Below are 15,886 nucleotides of genomic sequence, written 5' to 3'. Positions count from 1 at the left end.
GGAGTTGAAAACCGATACCAACGACCAGAGGTGCCTGTGCCCGCCCCCAACCTGACCCGCGACCAAGCCAAGCTGCGCGCGGACCTGCTCGACGTCACCGGATACGACATCGAGCTGGATCTCACCGACGGCCACGGCGGCCCCGGGGAGAAGACCTTCGCGTCGACGACGACCGTCCGGTTCGCCAGCGCCCGGGCCGGCGAATCCACGTGGGTCGACATCGTCGCCGACCGCGTGCACTCGGCCACCCTGAACGGCGCGGACGTCGACGTCAGCGCCTACGTGGAGGACAAGGGCATCGCGCTGGCCGGCCTGGCCGAGCAGAACGAGCTGGTGGTCAGCGCCGACTGCCGGTACATGAACACCGGCGAAGGCCTGCACCGGTTCGTCGACCCGGTCGACGACGGCGTCTACCTGTACACCCAGTTCGAGACGGCCGACGCCAAGCGGATGTTCGCCTGCTTCGACCAGCCCGACCTCAAGTCCGTCTACCGGCTGACCGTGATCGCGCCGAAGGACTGGAAGGTCGTCTCGAACACGATGGCCGAGTCCACCGAGGAGACGCCCGAAGGCGCCGTCCGGACGGTGTTCAAGGAGTCCGAGCGGCTCTCGACGTACCTGGTCGCGCTGATCGCCGGCCCGTACGCCGAATGGCGGGACGAGTACTCCGACGCGCACAAGACCATCCCGCTGGGCGTCTACTGCCGCGCGTCGCTGGCCGAGCACATGGACGCCGACCGGCTGTTCACCGAGACCAAGCAGGGCTTCGCCTTCTACCACGAGAAGTTCGGCACGCCCTACCCGTTCTCCAAGTACGACCAGCTGTTCGTGCCGGAGTTCAACGCGGGCGCGATGGAGAACGCCGGCGCGGTGACGTTCCTCGAGGACTACGTCTTCCGCAGCCGCGTCACCCGCTACGCCTACGAGCGGCGCGCGGAGACGCTGCTGCACGAGATGGCGCACATGTGGTTCGGCGACCTGGTCACCATGCGCTGGTGGGACGACCTGTGGCTGAACGAGTCGTTCGCGACCTTCGCCAGCGTCCTGGCCCAGGCCGAGGCCACCGAGTACAAGAACGCGTGGACCAGCTTCGCGAACATCGAGAAGTCGTGGGCCTACCGGCAGGACCAGCTGCCCTCGACGCACCCGATCGCGGCCGACATCGTCGACCTGCACGCGGTCGAGGTGAACTTCGACGGCATCACCTACGCCAAGGGCGCGAGCGTGCTCAAGCAGCTCGTCGCCTACGTCGGGCTGGACCACTTCCTCGACGGCCTGAAGGTGTACTTCGGCAAGCACGCCTGGGGCAACGCGACCCTGGCGGACCTGCTGGGCGCGCTGGAGGAGGCGTCCGGGCGCGACCTGTCGTGGTGGAGCGCGCAGTGGCTGGAGACGACCGGGCTGAACTCGCTCAGCCCGCGCTACGAGGTCGGCGCGGACGGCAAGATCACGTCGTTCGCCGTCGTGCAGTCCGGGGCGAAGCCGGGCGCCGGTGAGCTGCGCACCCACCGCGTCGCCGTCGGCATCTACGACGAGGACGGCGCCGGCAAGCTCGTCCGGACCCAGCGCGTCGAGCTGGACGTCGACGGCGAGCGCACCGAGGTGCCGCAGCTGGTCGGCCAGGCCGCGGGCAAGCTGGTGCTGGTCAACGACGACGACCTGACCTACTGCACGATGCGGCTGGACCCGGCGTCGCTGACCACGCTGATCGACCGCATCGCCGACATCACCGAGCCGCTGCCGCGGACGCTGTGCTGGTCGGCGGCGTGGGAGATGACCCGCGAGGCCGAGCTGAAGGCCCGCGACTTCGTCACGCTGGTCCAGCGCGGCATCCACACCGAGAGCGAGGTCGGCGTCGTCCAGCGGCTGCTGCTGCAGGCGCAGACGGCGCTGAACTCGTACGCCGAGCAGGAGTGGGCGGCTTCGACGGGCTGGCCGTCGTTCACCGCGCGGCTGCTGGAGCTGGCCCGTGGCGCCGAGCCGGGCTCGGACCACCAGCTGGCGTTCGTGAACTCCCTGGCCGGGTCGGTGCTGGACGACGCGACGCTGGACGTGCTGGCCGGCTGGCTCGACGGGTCGGCACCGCTGGCGGGGCTGACGGTGGACACGGACCTGCGCTGGCGCCTGCTGCACGCGCTGGTGGCGCACGGCCGGGCGGGCTCGGAAGAGATCGACGCCGAGCTGGCCCGCGACAACACGGCGACGGGCCGCCGCCAGGCGGAGCGCGCGCGGGCCCTGCGCCCGACGGCGGAGGCCAAGGCGGACGCGTGGCAGCGCGCGGTGTACGACGACGAGCTGCCCAACGCGGTCAGCGACGCGCTGATCTCGGGCTTCTCGCACCCGGGCCAGAAGGCGCTGCTGGACGCGTACGTGGCGAAGTACTTCGAGGTCATCGACGAGGTCTGGCAGCGCCGGTCGAGCGAGCGGGCCCAGCCGATGGCGATCGGGCTGTACCCGTCGTGGGCGGTGGCCCCGGAGACGGTGACGGCCTCGGACGAGTGGCTGGCCGGAGACCACCCGCAGGCCCTGCGGCGGCTGGTGTCGGAGGGCCGGGCGGGCATCGTCCGGGCACTGGCGGCACGGGACTTCGACGCGCAGTCCTGACCACGGCAAGAAGGCCCCGCACCGAGCCGGTGCGGGGCCTTCTTCGTGCCTGCGATCAGCGGGGCGCGGGACCCGCCTGGTCGGACAGCATGCGCAGGGCGTTCACCAGGCCGTTCACCAGCCCGCGGACCAGGTCGCCCTCCTTGAAGGACGCCACCATGCTCGCCACCGCCAGCTTCGCGCCGCGGTCCGGGAGGCGCAGGTGCGCCGTCCGGCCCGTCACGATCTCGATCAGCCGCTCGCCCGGGGACACCGCCACCAGGACCGAGTTGGCCGGGTTCGCCGTCGTCGCGTGCAGCTTCTCCGCCGCCGCGCGGCTGTCCTCGCCCAGCTCGCCCAGGTACACGCTGAAGTCCAGGCCGGTCTCGCGGCTCGCGAACGTCAGCGCCTCGTCCAGGCGGGCCAGCTGGCGCGTCGTGAACGGGCTCGTCGGCGCCGCCGGCTCGTACATCTTGGCCGCGGACACGCGGCCGCTGTTCGTGATGGCCTCGCCGTAGCCCAGCTCGGACTCGTCGACGCGCTTCGTCAGCTCACCAGTTGCCACGAGCGCCTCCCGCCGCGGTCGGGGCGCCTTCGGGCGCGCTGTTCTCGACGCCGGCGTGCCGGTGCCCGGCACCCACCCCTTCGGGGTTGGCGCTCCACCACATGGGCGGGTACTCCCAAGCCTGGCCGGACCGGTATCGCGGGGCACCGGACCTGCGCCGGAGCGTCAGCAGCCCGGCGAGGCCGTAGATGGCCAGCGGGATCACGGCGAAGACCACGATCGTCTCGACAACGTTCACGGCGCTGAGCGTATCGGATGACCTCCGCGGCCACCGCGCGCACCGCGCGCACCGCACTCGACCGTTCGTCGTAAGCCGGGCGCCGTCCGCCGCTTGGCTCGCGGGCAATGGAACGTTGGGGCGAAGACCGTCGGGCCGAAAGGTTGCAACTCAACGTACAGGCGGCCGCACCCGCCGCTGTCGTCTTGTCGCCGCCTTGAAATCCTCGTAGCTTTTTCACCTGTACGGGCCTTGCGCCCCGCTCCCCAGCCCCAGCAGGTAACGCACCGGTCCCAGGAGGCCTTGCCATGAACAGCGTCCAGCCCCCCGCACAGGCGATCACCGAGACCTTCTCGTCACCGAGCGACATCGAATTCGTCCCCGGAACGCGTGTGACGGCGGGCACAAGGGTTACCCGGGGTACACGCGTCACGCGCGGTACACGGGTCACCGCCGGAACGCGCGTCACCATGGGCACCCGGGTGACGGCGGGGACGCGAGTCACCCGGGGCACGCGAGTCACCAGGGGCACCCGGGTCACGATGGGCACGCGAGTGACGGCCGGCACGCGTGTGACGTGCGGCACCCGCGTCACCCGGGGCACGCGAGTCACCCGCGGCACGCGCGTCACCATGGGCACCCGCGTCACCTGCCAGCACGACTACGCGCTGGCCGCCTGAACCGAAGCCCGTCCGTTCAGGGTCACGCGCGCACTCCTGGACCCCGTGCCAGCACCCGGCTCGCCCCGGCCGCCACAAGGCAGCCGGGGCGCCGGCATGTCCGGGGCCGGAACGCTCAGGCGGCCGAACCCAGATACGGCTGCCAGAGCGGGTCGGCCTCCTTGGAGTGGGCGAGCAGCCGCCAGTGCGGCCCGTGCGGGGCACGCGGGACGACGCGCAGCCGCCAGCCGATCTCCGAGAGCAGCCGGTCCGCCTTGCGGTGGTTGCACTTCGCACAGCAGGCGACGCAGTTCGTCCAGCTGTGGGGGCCGCCGCGGCTGCGCGGGACGACGTGGTCGATCGTCTCCGCCCGCCCTCCGCAGTAGGCGCAGCGGTACCGGTCGCGGTGCATCAGCCCGGCGCGCGTCAGCGGCACCTGGGCCCGGTAGGGTACCCGCACGTACGTGCTGAGGCGGATCACCGAAGGCACCGGCAGCGAAACCTTCGCCGAATGCAGTTCGGTCCCGCCGGGATCACCGTGCACCACTTCGGCCTTGCCGCACATCACGAGCACGACCGCGCGGCGCAGCGGCAGCGCGGTCAGCGGCTCGAAAGTGGCGTTGAGCAGGAGCACCCGGCGCCTGCCCCAGGCCGGGGCGGCCGGATCCCGGCCTCTACTACGCTGTCCGGGCGGGCGGGTAACTCCCCCTGGGCGGCTCCCCGGCCCGGCCGGGACGGCTCCGCCGGATGCGGAACCCCCCGGGCAAGCGCGCAGGACCACCTCTGGCGTCTCGTCGGCCGTGGCTCGGCCGGAGGCGCCGCGGGGGCTGGGTTGTCGGTCTGGCACTCGACCACCTCCAGGGGCGTAGGCATAGTCGACCACAGAACAGGCCCCCAGCGCACGTGTGTTACATGACGTGTCACATCCGCGCGACCCGACATCCACCTGGAGTTCGGGTGATCGACCTGATCGGAAGGATGATCGAACTCCCGTGCTGCCCCTGCTCACCACCGCCAAGACGCCGTGCACCGACGACACCAGCACGTTCTGCTACCAGGTGTTCCGGGTCACCGGGAACGAATGGCTGGCCGGCTCGGCGAACTGGCTGCTGACCAAGCCGCTGAAGATCCTGATGATCCTCCTGATCGCGTTCGTCGTGCGGCTGCTGCTGAGACGGCTGATCAACCGGGTCACCACGTTCCCGAAGTCGGGCGGCAAGCTGCCCGCGCTGCTGCGCCCCCTGCGCGAGCGCGCCCCCGAAGTGCTCGGCTCCGCCGTGTTCGAACGGCGCCGCCAGCGCGCGCAGACCATCGGCTCGGTGCTGAAGTCGGTGACGACGTTCCTGGTCTACGGCCTCGCGTTCATCCTCGTGCTGGGCGAGCTGGGCATCAACCTCGGGCCGATCATCGCGTCGGCGGGCATCATCGGCGTCGCGATCGGGTTCGGCGCGCAGAACCTGGTCAAGGACTTCCTGTCCGGCATCTTCATGATGGTCGAGGACCAGTACGGCGTCGGCGACATCGTCGACATCGGCGTCGCGTCCGGCACCGTCGAAGCGGTCGGCCTGCGGATCACGACACTGCGTGACCTCAAGGGCACGGTGTGGTACGTCCGCAACGGCGAGGTGCTGCGCGTCGGCAACTCGAGCCAGGGCTTCGCGGTGGCGGTCGTGGACGTCCCGCTCGGCTACACGGCCGACGTCGAGCGCGCGACGACCGTGCTCGCGGAAGCGGCGTCCGCCGCCACCGAGGGCGACGCGCTCAAGGACAACGTCCTCGAGCCGCCGGAGATGCTGGGCGTGGAAAGCGTCACACCGGAAGGCCTGGAGCTGCGGCTGACCGTGAAGGTGCGGCCGGGCAAGCAGTGGGCGGTCCAGCGGGCCCTGCGGGCCCAGCTGCTGGCCGCCCTGGAGGAAGCCGGCTTCGAGCCGCCGCTCGGCAGGCTGTTCCCCGCCACGGCGCCGACGATCGAGAAGTAGCGGACCGCCCCGGGCGGGCGGCGTCGTTACGCTGGGGAACGGGTTCGCGACCATCGGCTCCACGCGGGACCGGGCGTCGGGAACCCGCACCAAGAGAGCAAAATGAGAGGCGTGTCTGCAGTGAGCGAACCGGCGAACCTGTACGAAGCGGTGGGCGGCGAACCCACGTTCCGCCGGATCGTCGCGCGGTTCTACGAGGAGGTCGCGCGCGACGAGATCCTGCGCCCGCTCTACCCCGAAGAAGACCTCGGCCCGGCCGAGGAGCGGTTCCGGCTGTTCCTGATGCAGTACTGGGGTGGCCCGCACACCTACTCCGACCGCCGCGGGCACCCGCGGCTGCGGATGCGGCACGCGCCGTTCAAGATCGGGCCGATCGAGCGGGACGCGTGGCTGCGCTGCATCCGGATCGCCGTCGACGAGGAGAACCTCGAAGAGCCGTACCGCGGGCAGCTGTGGGCGTACCTGGAGATGGCCGCGCACAGCATGATGAACAGCTTCGTGTGATGAGAGCGGGCGCCTGGTGGCGGGATGCCGTCTTCTACCAGGTCTACGTGCGCTCGTTCGCCGATTCGGACGGCGACGGCGTCGGTGACCTGGAAGGCATCCGCTCCCGGCTCGGTTACCTGGAGCTGCTGGGTGTCGACGCGCTGTGGCTCACGCCGTTCTACCGCTCCCCCATGGCCGACCACGGCTACGACATCAGCGACCCGCGCGACGTCGACCCGATGTTCGGCACCCTCGGCGACTTCGACGTGCTGCTCACCGAAGCGCACAAGCGCGGCATCAAGGTCACCGTCGACGTGGTGCCCAACCACACCAGCAACCAGCACGCCTGGTTCAAGTCCGCGATGGCGGCCGCGCCCGGCAGCCCGGAGCGCGACCGCTACATCTTCCGCGACGGTGTCGGCCCGAAGGGCGAGGACCCGCCGAACAACTGGGTGAGCGCGTTCGGCGGTCCGGCCTGGACCCGGGTGCCGGACGGGCAGTGGTACCTGCACCTGTTCGCGCCGCAGCAGCCGGACCTGAACTGGGCCAACCCCGAGGTCGCCGCCGACCTGGAGCGGACGCTGCGGTTCTGGCTCGAACGCGGCGTCGACGGCTTCCGCATCGACGTGGCGCACGGCATGGCCAAGCCGCCCGGGCTGCCGGACATGGACCCGCGCGCCGACCCGCTGGGGCCGAGCCTCTACTACGACCCGCGCTGGGACCACGACGGCGTCCACGAGATCCACCAGATGATCCGCAAGGTGCTCGACGAGTTCCCGGACGCGATGGCGGTCGGCGAGATCTGGGTGACCGACGAGGAACGTCTCTCGCGCTACCTGCGGCCGGACGAGCTGCACCTGGCGTTCAACTTCCGGCTGGTGCTGACCCATTTCGACGCGGACGCGATGCGCACGGCCATCGAGCGGTCCCTGACGGTGCCGGCCCGGGTGGGCGCCCCGGCGACCTGGACGCTGGGCAACCACGACGTCTGGCGGCAGGTGAGCCGCTACGGGGGCGGCCAGGTGGGGGTGCGCCGCGCGCGGGCGATGGCGCTGGTGGAGCTGGCTCTGCCGGGCGCGGTGTACCTGTACAACGGCGAAGAGCTGGGGCTGGCGAACGTCGACCTGGCGCCGTCGGAGATGGCGGACCCGCGCGCGAAGACGAGCGGCGCGGAGTTCGGCCGTGACGTGTCCCGGGTGCCGCTGCCGTGGGAGGGCGACCTGCCGCCGTTCGGGTTCTCGCGCAACCCGCGGACGTGGCTGCCGATGCCGGCGGAGTGGGCGGCCCTGACGGTCGAGAAGCAGATCGAGGACGCGGACTCGACGCTCTCGCTGTACCGGGCGGCGATCGAGCTGCGGAAGACGCATCCGGCGTTCAGCGGCGAGGAGCTGGAGTGGTACGGGGCACCGGCGGGATGTTTCGCCTTCCGGCGGCGCGGAGGTGGGCTCGTGTGCGCGCTGAACACCTCGGCTTCGCCGATCGCGCTGCCGCCGGGTGAGGTGCTGTTGTCGAGCAGTCCGCTGGTGGACGGGAAGCTGCCGGCGGATTCGGCCGCCTGGCTGGTCTAGCCTGCTGCCCGCCCCGGGACGGGCAGCAGGCCGCCGTCACGCGACGGCGGTTCCCTCCAGTTCGACCAGCTGGCCGGCGATGGCCAGCCGGGTGACCCCGAGCATCGTGGTGGCCGGCGCCACCCCGGCCGCCGCCAGCCGCGCCGCCAGCACGCCGTAGTGCGGGAACAGCCCGTCGACGGCGGTGGTGTAGACGTTCAGCCGGACCAGGTTCGCCAGCGACATGCCGGCCGCGCCGAGCACGGCCTCCAGGTTGCCGAGGCTCAGTTCCAGCTGTGCGGCCAGGTCGCCCTCGTGCCGGGGCCTGCCGTCGGCGCCGGCCGCGGTCTGACCGGAGCAGTACAGGGTCCGGGTGTGTCCTTCGAGGAAGCTCACCCTGGTTGAACCCCAGCCCGGCCGACCACGAGACCGGGTTGACGGCCGTTCGGTTCATCGTCACGCAAGTTCCTTTCGGTTGTCCGGTAGCGAAGAGCCTGCCGTCGAATCACGACACCCGCTGTCGTGATTTCGCTAGGGTTCTGCGGGTGCGCGCCGACCGGTTGGTTTCGCTGGTCCTGCTGCTGCGTCAGCGGGGGCGGCTGACCGCGGACGCGCTGGCCCGCGAGCTGGAGGTGTCCCCGCGGACGGTGCTGCGCGACATCGACGCGCTGTCCGCGGCCGGCGTCCCCGTCTACGCCGAACGCGGGCGGCACGGCGGTTTCGCGTTGCTGCCCGGGTTCCGGACCGAGCTGACCGGGCTGAACCACGACGAAGCCCTGGCCCTGCTGACCGCGGGGCCAGCTCGGGTGTCCGGCCCCGGCCCGGCATTGGCTTCGGCGACGCGCAAGGTGGTCGACGCGCTCCCGGAGCACCACCGCGCGACGGCGAGCGACGCGGCCCGGCGGTTCCTCGTCGAGCCGGAGACCGATCTGCTCTCCCGGCGGCCGGTGGCCGAGGACGTTCCACGGGCGACGATGCTCGCGGTCCGGCACGCGGTGCTGACCGGGCACAGGCTGCGCATCCACTACGCGGCCGCGGGCCAGGAGCCGCGGTGGCGCACGGTGGACCCGATCGGCCTGGTGACGGTGCGCGAGCGGACCTACCTGCTGGCCACGAGATCCGGCACGGACCGCACTTACCGGCTCTCCCGGGTACTCGCCGTGGAGGGACTGCCCGAACCGGCGGCCGGCGGGGGTCGACCTCGACCGGATCTGGCGGCAGCGCTGCGCGCGGTTCCTGGCGGACGGCCGGCGCACCGCGGAAGTCCGGGTGCACCCGGCGCGGCGGGAAGAGCTGCTGAACACCGCGGTGGCCGTCCGCGCGGAGCAGCCGGACGCGAACGGGTGGCTGCGGATGGAGGTGACCTTCCAGGACGCCTGGCACGCCGAGTGGGCGCTGTGGCAGCTGGGCACGAAGGCGGAGGCACTGGCACCGGAGTCGTTGCGCACCGCGTTGCGGGATCGTGCCGCCGCGATCGTCGCCCGCTACGCGGATTCCCCTGAGCCGCCACCCTGTCTTGGGGTGTTTCCAGCCGGGCTCCGTCGTCGAAGGCACCGCCCGGCAGGTTGTGCACAGCACCGTCGTGATGTGGACAAGCACGCCGTCGGCGCCGCCGGACGGCGAATTTCGTCGTGCCTCTCCGATACGCTGGAAGCGGGGGCAGCCCCCAGGGAGGGCGGGCCGCGACTTCGGGCTGCCACCGTTCGCGGAACACGGTGGCAGCCGTCAGGAATCCGTCAGAAGAGCAGGGGCAGCAGCGCGTGGCGGCGCCGGACGATCGCGCCGTAGCGGGCGTCCAGGCGCAGCCACGAGTCCGTCGCCGTCACGCGGACCACGTCGCCTTCCACGTCCGAGTCCACGAAACCCATTCCCGACATCGCGAACAGGCAGCGCATCTGGACCTTGACCTCCTGCTCGCCGCCGGTCACCGTCAGCACCGCCTGGTCCATCAGCGACGCCGGTGGCGTGCCGTGCGGGCCCACGTTGTCGCGGGCCAGCGTCACGCCGCGGTCGGCCAGCTCGGCCACCACCCGGGCCGGCAGCTCGTCCACCAGCGGCCAGCGGCCCGGTGGCGGCAGCTCGCCGTGCCACAGCAGGTCGCGGGCCGGGCCCGGGTCCATCCGGGGGCCGCCCGCCACCGTCAGTGCCGCCAGCAGCTCGTTGCCCGACACCGTGACGTCGCCGGGGGTGACGTCGCCCGCCACCGCGCGCGTGGCCAGGCACTCGAACGGCGTCGCCGACCAGGCCTCCACCACGCCGTCGCCGCGCTGCCGCAGCCGGACGGCCGTCTGGCCGTCCAGCCGCACCGCGCGGGCGACGAACGCGCCGAGGGTCTCCCGGTCGGCCGCGTCCGGCACGAACAACTCAGGCATCCGCGAACCCCTGCTTCAGAAACTCCGACTCGGCCGGGGTGAGCCTACGCGGCCGCAGCGCGACGGTGTCGTACGGCGCCAGCACCGTCTCCGCCGTCACCGCCACCGGATCGTCCGCGGACGGCCCGGTGCGGACGCGGTAGGCCAGCGTGAAGCTCGCCGCCCGCAGCTCGGTCAGGTCGATGTCGACGCGCAGCTGCTGCCCGGACACCACGATCGGCGCCTTGTAGGCCACCTCCAGCTTGACCACGACGATGCCCTTCGGCAGCTGCTCGAGCCCGGCCTCGACGGCGCCGGCGAACAGCAGCGGGATCCGCGCCTCTTCGAGCAGCGTCACCATCTTCGCGTGGTTGATGTGGCCGTAGACGTCCATGTCCGTCCAGCGCGGGCGGACGTGCGAAACGTAGGTCACCGCACCGTGCTCCGGATCTGCCGGGCCGCCACCGAAAGCGTCGCCAGGTCGAGCCGGCCGGACTTGGTGATCTCGTCCAGCGCGACGCGCGCCCGCTGCAGCCGGGAGGCGTTCGTCTTCTCCCACTGGGCGATCTTGGCGTCCGCGGACGACCCGGGATCGCTGTGCCGCAACGCGTCCAGCGTGATCGCCCGCAGCGAGCCGTAGACGTCGTCGCGCAGCGAGAGCCGGGCGAGCGCGTGCCAGCGGTTGCCGCGTTCGAGCTTGCTGATCTCGGTGAGCATCGAGTCGATGTCCAGGTGCGCCGAGAGCGCGTAGTACAGCTCCGCCGTTTCCGCCGGGCTGTGCGTGGCGTCGATGCCGATCTGCTGCTCGGCGAGCTCGGCGACCTCGGTGACGTCGAGCAGGCCGAAGGTGTGCAGCAGCAACGCGACCCGGCGCGCCAGCTCCGGCGGCACGTTCGCGGCGACCAGCTCGTCCGCGTGCGCCTGCACCGACTCCGCCTCACGGCCGCGGAGCAGGTCGCCGATCTTCGGGACCAGCTCGTTCAGCACCCGGCCGAAGCGCTTGATCTCCGACAGCGGCGCCAGCGGCTGCGGCCGGTTGGTGAGGAACCAGCGCGCGGCCCGGTCCAGCAGCCGCCGTGTCTCCAGCACCATCGCGTCGGCGACGTCGGTGTGCACCACGTTGTCCAGCGCGTCGATCTCCCGCCACAGCGCGGGCAGGTCGAACACGCGCGTCACCACCGCGTACGCGCGCACGGCGTCGGTCGCCGTCGCGTTCATCTCCTCCATCAGCCGGTAGACGAAGGAGATGCCACCGCCGTCGACGACCTCGTTGGCGATCATCGTGGTGATGATCTGCCGGTGCAGCGGGTGCTCGTGGATCGCGTCCGGGAACCGCTCGCGCAGCGGCTTCGGGAAGTACTCGGGCAGCCGGGCCGCGAACACCTTCGAGTCGGGCAGGTCGCTGGCCAGCAGCTCGTCCTTCAGCTCCAGCTTGACGTGCGCGAGCAGCGTCGCCAGCTCCGGCGACGTGAGGCCCTTGCCCGCCTTCTCCAGCTCCCGGAACTCGGAGTTGCTCGGCAGTGCTTCGAGCTTGCGGTCGAACGCGCCCGCGGCGACCAGCGCCTGGACCTGCCGCGCGTGCACCGACACCATCGGCGCGGCGTGCGCCCGGCTGACGCCGAGGACGGCGTTCTGCCGGTAGTTGTCCTTGAGCACCAGCGCACCGACCTCGTCGGTCATCTCCTCCAGCAGCTCGTTGCGCTGCTCGCGCTCCAGCTTGCCGGTCTGGACGAGGTGGTCGAGCAGGATCTTGATGTTGACCTCGTGGTCGGAGCAGTCGACGCCGGCCGAGTTGTCGAGCGCGTCGGTGTTGATCTTTCCGCCGTTGCGGGCGAACTCGATCCGGCCCAGCTGCGTGAGGCCGAGGTTGCCGCCTTCGCCGAACACCTTGACGCGCAGCTGCTTGCCGTCGACCCGGATGGCGTCGTTGGCCTTGTCGCCCGCCGCCGCGTGGCTTTCGGACTCCGCCTTGACGTAGGTGCCGATGCCGCCGTTCCAGAGCAGCTCGACCGGCGCCAGCAGGATCGCCTGGATCAGCTCCATCGGCGCCAGCGCGGTGACCCCGTCCGCCAGGCCCAGTGCTTCGCGGACCTGCGGGCTGATCGGAATCGACTTCGCCGTGCGCGGGTAGACCCCGCCGCCTTCGCTGATCAGCGAGCGGTCGTAGTCGTCCCACGAGCTGCGCGGCAGGTCGAACAGGCGGCGGCGCTCCGCGTACGACGTCGCCGCGTCCGGGTTCGGGTCGAGGAACACGTGCATGTGGTTGAACGCGGCGACCAGCCGGATGTGCTCACTCAGCAGCATGCCGTTGCCGAAGACGTCACCCATCATGTCGCCGATGCCGACGACGGTGAAGTCCTCGGTCTGGGTGTCCTTGCCGAGCTCGCGGAAGTGGCGCTTGACGCTCTCCCACGCGCCCTTCGCCGTGATGCCCATGGCCTTGTGGTCGTAGCCGACCGAGCCGCCGGAGGCGAAGGCGTCACCGAGCCAGAAGCCGTACTGCGCCGAGACCTCGTTCGCGATGTCGGAGAACTTCGCGGTGCCCTTGTCGGCCGCGACGACCAGGTAGGAGTCGTCGCCGTCGTGCCGGACGACGTTCGGCGCGGGCACGGTCTTGCCCTCGATCCGGTTGTCGGTCAGGTCGAGCAGGCCGGAGATGAACATGCGGTAGCAGGCGATGCCCTCGTTGAGCTGGGCGTCGCGGTCGATGCTGGCGTCACCGGTCGGGGCAGGCGGCCGCTTCACGACGAAGCCGCCCTTCGCGCCGACCGGCACGATCACCGCGTTCTTCACCGCCTGGGCCTTGACCAGGCCGAGGATCTCGGTGCGGAAGTCCTCGCGCCGGTCCGACCAGCGCAGGCCGCCGCGCGCGACCTCGCCGAAGCGCAGGTGCACGCCCTCGACGCGCGGCGAGTACACGAAGATCTCGAACTTGGGCCGCGGCTCCGGCAGGTCGGGCACGCCACCGGGGTCGAGCTTGATCGCCAGGTACGGCCGCGGGTTCCCGTCGCTGTCGCGCACGTGGTAGTTCGTGCGCAGGGTGGCCCGGATGACGGCCATCAGCCGGCGCAGGATCCGGTCCTCGTCCAGGCTGGTGACCTCGTCGATCATCGCGCTCAGCTCGGCGGCCAGCGTCTCGGTGGCCGTTTCGCGGTCGGCGCCGGGCAGCTTCGGGTCGAAGCGGGCCTCGAACAGCCGCAGCAGCTTGGTGGCGATCTGGGTGTGGTTCAGCAGCGCGTTCTGGATGTAACCGTGGGAAAACGCGCTGCCGGCCTGGCGCAGGTACTGCGAGTACGCGCGCAGCACGGCGGCCTGGCGCCAGGTGAGCCCGGCCCGCAGGACCAGGCCGTTGAGGCCGTCCACCTCGGCGTCGCCGTGCCACGCGGCCTCGAAGGCGTCCTCGAACCGGCCGCGCAGCTCGTCCACGGCGTCGTCGTCGGACGCGTCGAGCATCTTGTGGTCGACGCGCAGCCCGAAGTCGTAGATCCAGCACGGGCCGCCGTCCTCGCGGTGCAGCTCGTACGGCCGCTCGTCGACGACCTCGACGCCCATCGCCTGCAGGACGGGCAGCACCTTCGAGAGCGTGACGCCCTCGCCGCGCAGGTACAGCTTGAAGCGCCGTTCGCCCGGGGCGGCGTCGGCCGGCCGGTAGAAGGAGAGCGCGAGGTCGCCTTCGTCGCTGAGCGAGTCGAGCGCGCGGAGGTCGGCCAGTGCCTCTTCGGCGGTGAAGTCCTCCTTGTAGCCCTCCGGGAACACGCCCGCGTAGCGCTGGCCCTGCTCGGTCGCCGACTCCTCGCCGACGATCCCGACCGCCACGCCGCCGTCGGCTCGCTCGCGGCGCTCGTCGAGAACGGCCTCGACCATCCGGTCGTCCCAGGTGCGGACGGCGTCGTTCAGCCGCTCCTGGATCTTGAGCGTGTCCGGCTCCAGGCGACGCGCCGGATCGGTGTGCACGACGAAGTGCACCTGCGCCAGGACGGTCTCGCCGATCCGGGCGCTGTACTCGAGCTGGGTGCCTTCGAGCTCTTCGAGCAGGACTTCCTGCATGGCCAGCCGCGAGCGCGTCGTGTAGCGGTCACGCGGGAGGTAGACGAGGCAGGAGTAGAAGCGGCCGTACGGGTCGCGGCGCAGGAACAGCCGCAGCCGGCGGCGGTCGGACAGCGTGATCGCGCCCGTCGTCGTCGCGTACAGCGAGTCGGTGTCGGCGGAGAACAGGTCGGCCCGCGGCCAGTTCTGCAGCACCTCGAGCATCCGCTGGCCGGAGAAGGACTCCATCGGGAAGCCGGCGCGGTGGATGACCTCGCGGACCCGCTTGCACACCACCGGGATGTCGAGCACGTTCTCGTGCAGCGCGGTCGTGGTGAACATGCCGAGGAACCGGTGCTCGCCGGTGACGTTGCCCTCGGCGTCGAAGGTCTTCACGCCGACGTAGTACGGGTACACCGGCCGGTGCACCGTCGAGGGCGCGCTCGCCTGGGTCAGCACCAGCAGCGACGGCGCGAGCGCGGTGGCGGCGGTGTCCGGGCCGGCGGTGAGGCCGCGGGCGGCCAGGCTGTCCTGCCGCAGCACGCCCAGGCCGGAGGCGAGGACGGCGCGCAGGGCGGGTTCGTCCGACTCCGGGTGCGGGTTGTCGATCAGCTCGTAGCGGCGGTAGCCGAGGAAGGTGAAGTGGCCGTCGGCCAGCCAGCGCAGCAGCCGGGCGCCCTCGGCCACCTCGTCCTCCGGCAGCTTCGGCGGGTCGTTCTCGAGTTCGCTCGCGAGCTGGCAGGCCGTCTGGGCCATCTTGTCGGCGTCCTCGACGACCTCGCGGACGTCGCCCAGCACGCTGGAGAGCCGGTTGTCGAGCTCGCGGGCACGATTGCGGTCGGTGACGAAGTCGATCTCGATGTACATCCACGACTCGGCGGCGGAGTTCGCGGGCGGGTCGGCCGGGTCGGCTTCGGGGTGGACTTCGAGCAGCTCACCGGTCAGGTCCCGGCTGACGACGACGATCGGGTGGACGATCCGCTGCACCTGCACCCCGTCACGGGCGAACTCGGCGGCGATCGAGTCGACGAGGTAGGGCATGTCGTCGGTGACGACCTGCACGACGGTGGCTTCGCGGGCCCAGCCGTCCTCGGCGACGGTGGGGTTGAGCAGCCGCACGGCCGGGCGGCCGGGCATGCGGTGCTTGGCGAGCTGCAGGTGCGAGCGGACGGCACCGACGAGGTTGACGGGCGCGTCGCCGACGATCTCCTCGGCGGGGATGTGCCGGTAGTAGAGCCGGATGAGCTCACCGATCTCCGGCGCCAGGCCGGCCGCGGCGTCGATCAGGTCGTCCCTGATCTGCTCCGGGCTGGCCGGGGAGCGCGGGGCACCGAATTCGGGTTCGGCGTCGGCTCCGGTTCCGGGCAGGGACGAGACTCCGGTCGAGCTCATTTGAGGCAACTCTCCAGTATGCGTGAGGTGGCACCGCGCCGGTTCGGCGGTGAACCGGACCACCCCACACTAATGCGCGGC

General features: G+C 71.4%; 11 protein-coding genes and 2 pseudogenes. 6 read left to right on the top strand and 7 right to left on the bottom strand.

Annotation, left to right across the window (positions count from 1 at the left end; translation table 11 throughout):
* Positions 1–36: 36 nt before the first annotated feature.
* Positions 37–2,604, top strand: a complete 2,568-nt coding sequence (pepN, locus tag BT341_RS17350) for an aminopeptidase N (RefSeq protein ID WP_072477294.1) — start codon at positions 37–39, stop codon at positions 2,602–2,604.
* Between the two features lie 55 nt (positions 2,605–2,659).
* Here the strand turns inward: pepN and BT341_RS17345 are convergent, their stop codons facing one another.
* Entirely contained in the window at positions 2,660–3,148 is a 489-nt protein-coding gene (locus tag BT341_RS17345) for a DUF5130 family protein (protein WP_072477293.1), read from the bottom strand.
* Complete coding sequence (ctaJ, locus tag BT341_RS17340; protein ID WP_072477292.1) at positions 3,135–3,386, bottom strand: aa3-type cytochrome oxidase subunit CtaJ; 252 nt, start codon at positions 3,384–3,386, stop codon at positions 3,135–3,137. The genes BT341_RS17345 and ctaJ overlap by 14 nt, the downstream gene beginning before the upstream one ends.
* A 287-nt stretch (positions 3,387–3,673) precedes the next feature.
* On the opposite strand from ctaJ, the gene BT341_RS17335 reads away from it, so the two are divergent.
* On the top strand, positions 3,674–4,045 hold the full coding sequence (locus tag BT341_RS17335; RefSeq protein ID WP_072477291.1) for a hypothetical protein: 372 nt from the start codon (positions 3,674–3,676) through the stop codon (positions 4,043–4,045).
* A 115-nt stretch (positions 4,046–4,160) separates the two neighbouring features.
* Here BT341_RS17335 and BT341_RS17330 read toward each other — a convergent pair whose 3' ends face one another.
* Entirely contained in the window at positions 4,161–4,658 is a 498-nt protein-coding gene (locus BT341_RS17330) for an HNH endonuclease (RefSeq protein ID WP_072477290.1), read from the bottom strand.
* Between the two features lie 358 nt (positions 4,659–5,016).
* Between BT341_RS17330 and BT341_RS17325 the strand changes: the two genes are divergently transcribed.
* The 3 genes from BT341_RS17325 (at position 5,017) to BT341_RS17315 (ending at position 8,057) form a co-directional block, all read left to right on the top strand.
* Positions 5,017–6,003 (top strand): mechanosensitive ion channel family protein, encoded by a 987-nt coding sequence (locus tag BT341_RS17325; protein WP_177328828.1) that lies wholly within the window; start codon positions 5,017–5,019, stop codon positions 6,001–6,003.
* Between the two features lie 120 nt (positions 6,004–6,123).
* A complete protein-coding gene (locus BT341_RS17320) occupies positions 6,124–6,507 on the top strand; it encodes a globin (RefSeq protein WP_072477289.1) in 384 nt (127 codons plus the stop codon).
* Entirely contained in the window at positions 6,507–8,057 is a 1,551-nt protein-coding gene (locus tag BT341_RS17315; protein ID WP_072477288.1) for a glycoside hydrolase family 13 protein, read from the top strand. Before BT341_RS17320 ends, BT341_RS17315 begins: the two co-directional genes overlap by 1 nt.
* 36 nt (positions 8,058–8,093) lie before the next feature.
* Here BT341_RS17315 and BT341_RS17310 read toward each other — a convergent pair.
* A pseudogene (locus BT341_RS17310) lies at positions 8,094–8,490 on the bottom strand (RidA family protein).
* 91 nt (positions 8,491–8,581) lie between these two features.
* Here BT341_RS17310 and BT341_RS17305 point away from each other — a divergent pair.
* Positions 8,582–9,527: pseudogene (locus BT341_RS17305) on the top strand (helix-turn-helix transcriptional regulator); the annotation flags it as partial.
* Between the two features lie 245 nt (positions 9,528–9,772).
* Here the strand turns inward: BT341_RS17305 and BT341_RS17300 are convergent.
* Genes BT341_RS17300 through BT341_RS17290 form a run of 3 tightly spaced genes read right to left on the bottom strand, consistent with a single transcriptional unit; the run spans position 9,773 to position 15,805 of the window.
* A complete protein-coding gene (locus BT341_RS17300) occupies positions 9,773–10,408 on the bottom strand; it encodes a DUF8010 domain-containing protein (RefSeq protein WP_072477287.1) in 636 nt (211 codons plus the stop codon).
* Positions 10,401–10,820, bottom strand: a complete 420-nt coding sequence (locus BT341_RS17295; protein ID WP_072477286.1) for an acyl-CoA thioesterase — start codon at positions 10,818–10,820, stop codon at positions 10,401–10,403. The genes BT341_RS17300 and BT341_RS17295 overlap by 8 nt, the downstream gene beginning before the upstream one ends.
* Positions 10,817–15,805, bottom strand: coding sequence for an NAD-glutamate dehydrogenase (locus BT341_RS17290; protein WP_072477285.1), 4,989 nt, complete (start codon positions 15,803–15,805; stop codon positions 10,817–10,819). The genes BT341_RS17295 and BT341_RS17290 overlap by 4 nt, the downstream gene beginning before the upstream one ends.
* Between the last annotated feature and the right edge of the window lie 81 nt (positions 15,806–15,886).

It is taken from the genome of Amycolatopsis australiensis (assembly GCF_900119165.1).
GTDB classification, from domain to species: Bacteria; Actinomycetota; Actinomycetes; order Mycobacteriales; family Pseudonocardiaceae; genus Amycolatopsis; species Amycolatopsis australiensis.
This window is presented reverse-complemented; position numbering and strand designations above follow the sequence as displayed.